Genomic DNA, 1,330 nt, shown 5'->3' with positions numbered 1-1,330 from the left:
AATGAACGTTATGGGTTGGCTCTTAACTTCAGTGGTAGTGCAAGTCCCAAGCGTATTGAGATCTTATTGATGATAGGCATGTTGACTCAATTTGCTTTGTTGGTAGTAGGTAAAGTCGCTTATCTCAAAGGTTACTACAAGGATTTTCAAGCAAATACCATTCGAACACGCCGGGTACTTTCCTACTTTTTTCTCGGTAAAGAGTTGATAGGAAGAGAAGCTTACTCATTTAGCGTGAAGGATCTGGCCTTAGCCGTAGGAGGCCTCAAAGCGATAAGTGCGGCAGAGTTCCGGTGAAAAGATGTGGGGATCCCTCAGATTTTAACTCCCCCCTTTCCCTAACGGTTGTATTTTCGTTTGTTCAGTATCTCTTTCACTTGGTGCGTTTTTTCTAGATCTATCTCATAAACATTGGCTAAAGCACAAACATAATAGAGTACGTCGTAAAGTTCTTCCGCGATTGTTCCTTTAATTGTGTCCTCTGTAGGTTGTCCAGTGGCGTCTTTCCTAATCGATTCAGACAACTCACCTACTTCTTCAATCAGTTTAAGGAAATATTGCTGTTTATTCTCCGGGTCGTGATCAAACTCTTTTATATGCGCTTGTAGTTGTCGAATGTCCATTTCTAATCCTTTTATTTGTAATCCTAATAAACCCTACCATAAGGTAAATAACAGAATTATTTAACGCAACATTCCTTTACTCAGAACAATACAATGATACTCGCGCTCTAACTCATGCTCAGTATCATCAAATTGTTCTATGTGATTGAAGCCTTGCTTAAACCAAAAGCGAAAAGCGTCAGTATTCTCAACGTACACGTTTAGCATAGCTTTATTGAAAGGCGCATACTCAAGAGCAATATCCAATACACTATCGACGATTTCCTTTCCTAAACCTTTGCATTAATAGTCAGGAATAAGACATAGCATCGGGATCCATAAGCACCCTTTGTACGGAAAATTCAGTTCGAGTTGGATATAACCTATCGCCTCTCCTTTCTGTGTCGATATTTTTCTGAGATAGAAAGCGCCAAGATCATCGGGATCTTTTGGTAGAGCGCTCCTTGAAATCAGCGATTTATATTCTTCAATTGGCCAATCACGGAAAGTATGGTCATGAATCACTTTTTGATGGTTAGAATCGAATAGAGATTTAGCTAACTCAGCCTGTTTTGCATCAAAAGTAGAAAAGATTAAACGCTTTGATTCCCAATAGCTTGGTAACACAGATGCTCCTTATGCATGACTTAATGAGTGGAGGCAAAATAACAAATCCAGTCTTTAGAGCAACTTATTTGGTCAGAGTTGGGATAGAAACGGGAAACGGG

The 1,330-nt window shown here is 39.6% G+C and carries 1 protein-coding gene and 2 pseudogenes; 1 reads left to right on the top strand and 2 read right to left on the bottom strand.

Translation table 11 applies throughout. The annotated features are described in order from the left end of the window. Positions 1 to 297 (top strand): annotated as a pseudogene (locus KIV40_RS26230) (transposase); the annotation flags it as partial. 41 nt (positions 298 to 338) lie between these two features. On the opposite strand, the gene KIV40_RS26225 reads toward KIV40_RS26230, so the two are convergent. Both KIV40_RS26225 and KIV40_RS35500 read right to left on the bottom strand, forming a co-directional pair. Further along, positions 339 to 623 (bottom strand): MazG nucleotide pyrophosphohydrolase domain-containing protein, encoded by a 285-nt coding sequence (locus KIV40_RS26225; RefSeq protein WP_012127819.1) that lies wholly within the window; start codon positions 621 to 623, stop codon positions 339 to 341. 60 nt (positions 624 to 683) lie between these two features. After that, a pseudogene (locus KIV40_RS35500) lies at positions 684 to 1,229 on the bottom strand (GNAT family N-acetyltransferase). Positions 1,230 to 1,330 lie beyond the last annotated feature (101 nt).

The organism is Vibrio sp. D173a (assembly GCF_030248475.1).
The sequence above is the reverse complement of the archived record's forward strand: the minus strand, read 5'-3'. Positions and strand labels throughout refer to the sequence as shown.